The 8,059-nt window shown below is 66.5% G+C and carries 6 protein-coding genes; 5 read left to right on the top strand and 1 reads right to left on the bottom strand.

The genetic code is table 11. The annotated features are described in order from the left end of the window. Window positions 1-344: 344 nt before the first annotated feature. Window positions 345-1,244, top strand: coding sequence for a CmcJ/NvfI family oxidoreductase (locus AQZ50_RS04380; RefSeq protein ID WP_067743105.1), 900 nt, complete (start codon window positions 345-347; stop codon window positions 1,242-1,244). Here AQZ50_RS04380 and AQZ50_RS04375 read toward each other — a convergent pair whose 3' ends face one another. Then, entirely contained in the window at window positions 1,245-3,890 is a 2,646-nt protein-coding gene (locus AQZ50_RS04375; RefSeq protein ID WP_067743103.1) for a coiled-coil domain-containing protein, read from the bottom strand. A 73-nt stretch (window positions 3,891-3,963) separates the two neighbouring features. Here AQZ50_RS04375 and AQZ50_RS04370 point away from each other — a divergent pair, with 73 nt between their 5' ends. The 4 genes from AQZ50_RS04370 (at window position 3,964) to AQZ50_RS04355 (ending at window position 8,001) form a co-directional block, all read left to right on the top strand. Beyond that, window positions 3,964-4,269 (top strand): hypothetical protein, encoded by a 306-nt coding sequence (locus AQZ50_RS04370; RefSeq protein ID WP_067743100.1) that lies wholly within the window; start codon window positions 3,964-3,966, stop codon window positions 4,267-4,269. 192 nt (window positions 4,270-4,461) lie between these two features. Then, window positions 4,462-5,688 (top strand): hypothetical protein, encoded by a 1,227-nt coding sequence (locus AQZ50_RS04365; RefSeq protein ID WP_067743827.1) that lies wholly within the window; start codon window positions 4,462-4,464, stop codon window positions 5,686-5,688. 10 nt (window positions 5,689-5,698) lie between these two features. Next, a complete protein-coding gene (locus AQZ50_RS04360; RefSeq protein ID WP_231730106.1) occupies window positions 5,699-6,610 on the top strand; it encodes a hypothetical protein in 912 nt (303 codons plus the stop codon). After that, window positions 6,607-8,001 (top strand): sensor histidine kinase, encoded by a 1,395-nt coding sequence (locus AQZ50_RS04355; RefSeq protein ID WP_067743097.1) that lies wholly within the window; start codon window positions 6,607-6,609, stop codon window positions 7,999-8,001. The genes AQZ50_RS04360 and AQZ50_RS04355 overlap by 4 nt, the downstream gene beginning before the upstream one ends. Window positions 8,002-8,059 lie beyond the last annotated feature (58 nt).

Raw genomic sequence — 8,059 nt, 5'->3', positions numbered from 1 at the left:
GGACGCGCGCCGAGGCTTGCGCTGCGCACTTACCTCTCACCTGGCCAACCGTCGCGCGCGTCCTTCGACAAGCTCAGGACGAGCGGATATTTCTGAAAAAACAGTAATATATCTCAATCCGTGGCCGGGTTTATGGCAAGCGCCGCCTATTCACTCAGGTCGATCTTCGGCTGCAATCTGAACGCTGCCCGTGGAGACGACACAGGTTAAATGACCCGATGAGTGAACGCCATAGCCGTACGGGGAGGGGCGCAGCAAGGCCGCGATCGCGCGCGCCCATGACTTGTGTAAAAAATAACAAATGATAGGATGTGCGGCAAAGCCGGCAAGAGCGGGGAAAAGCAATGGGCGAGGTTCTGGAACAGCCACGGATACGCGCGACGCAGGCGAAAATCCGCTATCTGGGCGATGGCGACTATGTCACGCGGCGCTATGTCAGCCAGGGGGCGGAGATCAACACCGGCGACTATGTCGATCATGACATGATCGTCCACGATGCGATGCCGATCCGTGATACCTTCCGCCTCGACACCCATGGCTTCATGCTTGCCCGCCATGTCTCGCGCGTCGGCGATTTCAACGATGCCGGCGAAGTCGATGCGCTTTACGAGAGCGAAGTGGCCGAAGCGGTCAAGGCGCTGACCGGGGCGAGCTTTGTCACAGTGCAGGGCTGGATGCGCCGGACCAGCGCCGATCTGTCGACGCGCGCCGCGCAAAAAGTGGCGGGCTATCAGCACAAGGGCGGGCTTCAGCCGCAAGCGGGCGAAGCGCATATCGATTACAACCCGCGTACCGGAGAGGCCGCCGGGCGGCGGATGTATGAGACGAAGCGTCCCGACGGGCCGGGCTACAAGCGGCATTGCTGCTTTTCATTCTGGCGGACATGGTCCCCGCCGCCGCAGGACTGGCCTTTGGCGGTGATGGACGGGCGCACGATCGTCGGCGATGAACTGGCATCGAACACGCTGTTCGTGGTCGACAGTTTTCCGACCGGTGCGGCGCTGACGGCCCCGGTGCCGGGTGAGGACGAGATGATCGCGGCGACGATCCTGCGCTATCGGCCGGGCCACGCCTGGTGGTATTTTTCGAACATGACGCGCGACGATGTGCTGCTGTTCAAATTCTATGACAGCGACCATTCGGTCACCTGGCGCTGCCCCCACACCGCATTTCGCGACACCAGCTTTGCCGATGCCCATGTGCGCAGCTCGATCGAAGTGCGCTGTGTGGCATTCTGGGAGTGATCACGTCCGCAGCCGCTCGATCCCCTGCGCCAGCGCGACATAGAGTTTGCCCATGTCGGACGACAGCAGCGTGACGCCGAGCGCATTGCCGTCGCGGGTGGACAGCAACTGGCGCAGCATGCCTTCGAAATCGTGGATGTAGCGATTGACGTGGACGCGGAATTCTTCGTTGTTTTCGTAATGGTGCTGCACCGTGCGGACGTCGGCGGCATCGAGCAGGGACACCGCGCGGCGCGTGAAAATGCCGCGTTCGCCGCGCAGATACGAGGCCCAGGCGCTTTCCGAGACTTCGGTCGACAGGATGCGCGCGACATCGATTGCGGTCGAATTGAGGCTTTCGGTGATCAGCGCGGTGCGCCGGGCAAAATCGCTGTCGACGTGTTCCTCTGCGCGTTCGCGGGCGCGGCCGACGCGGCTTTCGAGATTGCCGGCCAGTTCGTCGATCTTGGCCAGTTGATCGCGCATCTGCACGGCGGTTTCGCGCGCGGAGCTTGAGGCGCTGTCCATCGCTTCTTCGAGCCGGGCGATCAGTTGTGCGCCGCGCCCCTGAATGACACGGGCCAGTGCGGCGCTGGTTTCCTCGCCGAAACGCGTGGCGAGCGCGCTGATTTCCGTCGCGGTGGCTTCGCTCAGGTCGGCTCCGGCCTTGTGCGCGGCGGCTTCCAGCTCGGCAATCGCACCGGCGAGGCGCCGTTCGATCGATCCGGTCAGCATGTCGCTGTCGCCCTGTGCGGCGCGCAGGATGTCGCGCACGTTGGCGAGCCGCTTTTCCTGTTCGGCGGCGCGCGCCAGCACGGTATCGTTGATCGCGGTTACTTCGCCCAGCACCGAGCCCGCGCGCGCACCGGCGGCATCGATCTCGCCCGACAAAGTCCGCCCGGCCTGACCCGCCTCACGCAAGGTATCGCGCACGATGACCACGCGCCCTTCGACGCCGTCGAGCCCGGCGACCGCGCTGCGCAGCGCTTCGGGGATCTGTGTCCGGGTGTGTTCGCTCGCCGCTTCGATCAGTTCGAGCAGGCGTACCGCCGCGTCGGTCAGCCCGACGACCGTTTCGTCGGTTCCGCCCAGCGCGCCGCGCGCGGCGTTGAGCCGGTTGGTCAGTGTCGCCAGCGCGCCGTCGACTGTGGCCGCCGTGCGCGATCCTTGCTCGGCGGTGCTGTCGATCACCGTGGCAAAGGCGGCGACGCGTTCGGACAGGACATCGCAGGTCGCGGCCAGTTTCTCGATATTGTCGATCTGGCGCTGACGCTGCGCATCGATCGTGCCGTCGATCCGGATCAGGCGCGAATCGATCGCATCGGCCATATCGGCGGCGGCGGCGGCCATCGCGGCGCGCCGCTGGCCGATCGCGCTGTCGATCGCATCGAGCCGGGTGGCAAACCCGTCGGCGGTGGCATTGAGCGCGGCTTCGAGCGCATGACGCCGCATGGCCAGGGTATCATCGACATGCCCGGCTTCGTCGATCAGCGCGCGGCCCAGGGCGCCCGCGCTTTCTTCGAAGCGGCGCAGCCGGTCGCGCGAGGCGGCGATCAGGTCATCATGGTCGCGCCCGACTTCCTCGATCGCCCGGGCCAGCGCCGCAGCGACTTTGCGCACATCGCCGTCGAGAGCGGCAATGCGGGTGGCCAGCGCGCCCAGGCTGTCTTCTTCGGCGCGGGACAGGACTTCGCGTTGCGCGGCCAGTTCGTTTGCCAATGTTTCGGCGCGGGCGCGGATCGCGGCAAGCGCGGCGATTTCCTCGCGGTCGATACGCGTGCGCTGCGTGTCGAGTTCGTCGATGATCGCGCGCAGGCGGACTTCGCCGGCCAGTCCGATGCGTTCGGTGGCCAGCGCAAAGGCATCGAGCGCACTATCGACCTGGCGCTGGACGTCTTCGACTTTGCGCCCGCTGGCGATGCCGAATTCGTTGAGCCGGTTGAACCCGGCGATCAGGTCGTCAAGCTGGCTTTCGGCGGTGCGCCCGGCATTGGCGATCGAATTGGCGGCATCCTTGGCCGAATTGCTGATGACCGGCAGGTGCGCGCGCAAGGTTTCGACATTGTCGAGCGCCTTGGCGGCGACCGTGCCGATGTGGTCCATATCCTTGCCCTGATCGGCGATCAGATCCTTGAGCCGATCGGCCGAGCCCGACAGCCGATCGACCGCTACCCGGCCCAGCGATTCGAGATCTCGGCTTTGCGCGGCGATGAAATCGCGCGCCAGCGACAATTCGACATTCATCGAGCGCAGCCGCCGATCGAGTTCGCGGCTTTCGGCGGCCAGGGCGTGAATGACGGCGGCATGACGGCTGGCATCGCGCAAAGTGGTCCGCGCGATCAGCACGCCTGTCAGCACCAGCATGACCGGCAGCGCCCAGACGGCGATCAGATCGACCAGCATGTCGGGCGTGGGGGCTGCGCGCAACGCCGATGCCTTGCCCGCCACGAACAGCACGCTCCAGCCGCAGATCAGCAGCGCAGCCAGCACCGGCACCACCCAGCGCAAGCGGCTCGATGCCGTCCACTCCGCCGGAACGCCTGCACCGTCGTCCGCTGCACCGTCGTCCGCTGTCAGCGTACGGTCGGCAAGGATTTCGGAATCCTTGATCGGATCGCCTGCCAACTGGCTGCCGTCGAGCGCGATGATGCGTGTTCCCCCGTTCATGCGCCTATCCTTATCACGCTTTGCAGGGACTGTGTAACCCCGCCTTAACCGGGGGTGTGGCATTGGCTGAGCCATGGCTTATCTCGGCGAAGCGATCGATGCACATCTGGTTTCGGCGTTGGGCGATGATCCGGCGCTGTTGCGCGAATTGCGCCGGGCTTTTCTCGACAGCGCGCTGGCTGCGGTCGACTTGCTGGAACGCGCGCGCTGCGATGCCAATTGGCGCGTGGCGGCAGAACGGCTGAAAGGGCTGGCCGCGACGTTTCATGGGGATGAACTGATCGCGCTGGCAGATCAGGCGATCGCGGGCGCACCCGGCGATCCGGTGGTGCTGCGGAAAATTCGCGCCTTGCTGGCGGAAATCGATCCCAACCCCTGATTTTCCGAATTTCGTTAATGTGTTAAGCGATCGTTGCCGGTGGCTTGGCAGGATCGTATGCACCGCCTAGGATGCGAAGACGCCATGGTGTGGCGGAACGGCCCGGGGGGGCTTTCCCAGCCGATTGTTGCAGCGCGATCTGGGCGCGCGTGTCTGGTTGCAAACAGGAGAATTGGGTTCTTGCGGGTCGCCTTGCTGTCACTCACGGATGCCGTTGCCGGCGAGCCGCAGGGCTTGCGCGGGTATCTGACGATCGGCGGGCGATCGCTGGCCCGGCATCAGCTTGGGCTTGCGCTCGCTTTGGGCTGTACCCGCATCATCGTGGTGACCGAGGGGCTGACGGGCGAAGTCATCGCATTGCAGCACGCCGCCGAGGCGGGCGGCGCGCGGTTTCACGTCATTGCCAGCGGCCATGCCCTTTTGCCGCTGGTCACTGCCGAAGACGAACTGTTCGTCCTGGCCGACGGGCTGCTGGTCATGCCCGATGCCGCGCTGGCCAAGCTCGAAGAAGGACCATGCGTGCTGGCGCTGCCGGTCGAAACGGGGGTCGCCGCCGGATTTGAACGGATCGACATCAATCACGCTTTCGCCGGCATGATTCGCATGCCCGGTCGGCTGGTCATGGGGCTGGGCGAACTGCCGCCCGAATGGAATGCCCATGCCGCGCTGTTGCGGCTTGCCGTACAGGGGCGGGTGCCCTTGCGGCTTTTGCCGTCCGCCTTGCTTGCCGATGGACGCTGGACGCTGGTCCGCAGCGAGGACGAGGCGCACGCGATCGAGCCGGTCTGGCTGCGGCTGCATACGGCCAGCGCGCATGTCCGCAGCCCGGGCGAATGGATTGCCGGTCAGACAGTGCATGGCGCCGGGCCGGCTCTGCTCCATGCCGGAACGCGGCCGTGGGTGGTCGCGATGGGCGGGGTGGTTGCCTTGTTGCTGGCCGTGGGGTCGGGCTGGTTCGGCTGGCGCACGCCGGGCTTTGTCTTGCTTGCCGTGGCCTGGGTGCTGGCACGGGTTGCGACCTTGATGGCGCGGATCGAACGGCAATCGTTGCTCGAAACCGGCAGGCATGCCCCGACCGGCGTGTGGTTCGAACTGGCGATCGATGGCGCTTTCGTGCTGCTGGCCATCTGGCGCAGCGAGCTTTCGCAGGTGGCCGGCGTACCGTTTGGCATCGGCTGGTTTCCGCCGTTGATCTTCATGCTGCTGTTGCATTTCCTGCCGCGCGTGGTGCCCGAAGGGCGCTGGACATGGTGGCTGCGCGACCGCTTCGTCGCCGGGCTCGGCTTTGCGGTGACAAGCGCGCTTTTGCCGTTCGACTTTGTCTTGCGCGCCGCCGTGCTCGGGCTGATCGTCTGGGCCATGGTGATCACGCCGCCGCGTGGCCCATCGGCTAACGCCGATTTAACCAGCCGCGATTAGGCTGGCGCGCATGGCACAGGCAGCATTTTCCGGCGAGGCCGAAGCGCGGCAGACGATGGACCCGGAACAGGCGGTGGCTGCTGCGGACGAACGCCTTGCCGCCGCGGCCGACTTGCTTGCACGACAGGTTGCGCTGGGCCCCTGTCGCCTGCTCGATGACGAGACGGTCGCGCGGGTGCGCGCACTGATGCGCGATCTTGCCGCGCAACTCGCTGGTGCGGATCATGCGCTGATCGATCCGCTGCGCGACATGCTGGCGGCCAATCGCGCGATCCTGGCACACTGTCATGCGCTCGCGGTCGAATGGCGTCTGGCGATGACGCTGGCGGCGCGGCGCGGGATCGATCCGGTGTTGCCCCCGTTGATGCGTCGGCGGATCGATGCGAGCGGCGTGGGCGACGATGTCGCGGCGGTGAGCACCGCTCTGCTGGCGGCGCAGACCCGGCTCGGCGAAAACGTGCGGCGCATGAGCCTGCCTTTGACCGAACTGCCTGCCGATTTGCAGAATCTGGCCCGTGCGATGCTCGGCGCGGCGCGCGCCGATCGCAGCGAGGCCGCGCTGATGGCCGAGGTGCCGCATCGTGTCGCGCCCGACGAGGGGCACGGGCGGCTGGCCTTGCTTTACCGCGTCGTGGCGGGGCTGGGCGAAGACATGGTCATGGCGCTGCGCCTCGACGAGGCGGGCGTACCGCTGTTTTTTACCGCCCTGGCGATCGCTTCGGGCCATCCGCGCGAAGCGGTGATCCTGGCCTGTGCGGAAGACGATGCGCTTCGCCTTGCGCTGCTGTTGCGCGCCGCCGGGCTTTCGCGCGACGAGGCGGCGCACCAGTTGCTGGCGCTGCGTCCCGATGCCGATTGGGCGCTGGTCGATGCGGTGCATGATGCGGCGGCTGCCGAAACGGCGCTGGGGGCGGCGCGATGAGCAACCATCCCGCAGTCCTTGGCCTGTGCGACGAAGCCGACCGGCTGATCGAGGCGGATGAGCCGCTCGCAGGGTTGCAGTTGCGTTGCGGTGGCGATTTGCCGGGGATCGTTGCCGTGCCGGCCTTGCTGACGCTGGTGCGCAGGACGCGGGCTTCGGGGATTGCGCAGTCAGGCATGCTCGGCGCCGTCGATGAAGGCAAGCCGATCGCCTTTTTCGCGCAAGTCGCGCCCGATGGGGCAGGCACGCGCATTGCCCTCAGCCACTGGCGCCTGGCAGGCGAGGCCGTGCCCGATAGCGGACCGGGCGAATCGTTGCTCTATCAGATTGCGGCGGTTCATGCCGTGCTCGATGCCGATCAGCGTGTGCTGGCGGCCGATGTGCGCGCTGCCGATCATGACATGGCTGCCGATGCGCCGGCGCTTGCCGGGCTTGCCGAACGTTGGCTGGCCGATCGGGGCCGTCCGTGGAGCGAAGCGGTCGATCTGCTCGGCGTGGCGCATCGTCAGCCGCTGCATTGGCGGCTGATCGACGATGTCGCGTTTCGTCTTGCCGGTTCGCCCCGAGTCTGGCGCGCGCGGTTGCTGCCGCGCGGCGAGGCGGGGTTCGATCTGCTCGTGCTGGCCGATGGCGTGAGTGAAATTCCCGGAAGTGTGTCGCCTGAGCCCGCGCCTGCGCCGCCGCAGGGCTGGACCCGGCTGATCGGGCGCGATCTTGCGCCGGCATTGCGCCAGCCGATCAATCGTATTGTCGCCAATGCGGAAACGATCCGCACACGGCTGGCCGGGCCTCTGGTTGACGAATACGCGGGCTATGCCGCCGATATTGCCGAAGCCGGGCGCCACTTGCTCGCGCTGGTCGAAGATCTGGCCGATCTCGACGCCGTCGAAGCGCCCGAATTCAGCCCCGCGCCCGATCGCATCGATCTGGCCGATTGCGCGCGGCGTGCTGCCGGCATTCTTGCGATGCGCGCAGCCGAGCGCGGTATTGCCCTGATCACACCGCCCGACGACCAGCGCGTCCCGGCGATCGGCGAGTTTCGTCGGGTATTGCAGATCCTGCTCAATCTTTTGACCAACGCGATTCGCTATGGACCCGAGCATTCGAGCGTCAGGATCGAGACCGGCGGCGATGTCGGGACGGCCTGGATCGCGGTCAGCGACGAAGGCGAAGGGTTGCACGAAGACCAGGCCTCGCGCGTGTTCGACAAGTTCGAACGGCTCGGGCGCACCGGCGACGGGGGCAGCGGGCTCGGTCTTTATATCTCGCGGCGCCTGGCGCGGGCGATGGGCGGGGATCTGGTCGTGGCGGGGCAGGCAGGTTCGGGGCAGGATGGCGGGCGCAAGGGCGCGCGGTTCGTGCTGACTTTGCCCGGTCGATCGCAAGACTGAAACGCCAGGCCGGACCGAAGCGAGACCAAGGCAAAAAATGGGCGGGGTGCCGAAGCAT

The sequence above is a fragment of the Novosphingobium sp. Fuku2-ISO-50 genome (assembly GCF_001519055.1).
Lineage (GTDB): Bacteria > Pseudomonadota > Alphaproteobacteria > Sphingomonadales > Sphingomonadaceae > Novosphingobium.
This window is presented reverse-complemented; position numbering and strand designations above follow the sequence as displayed.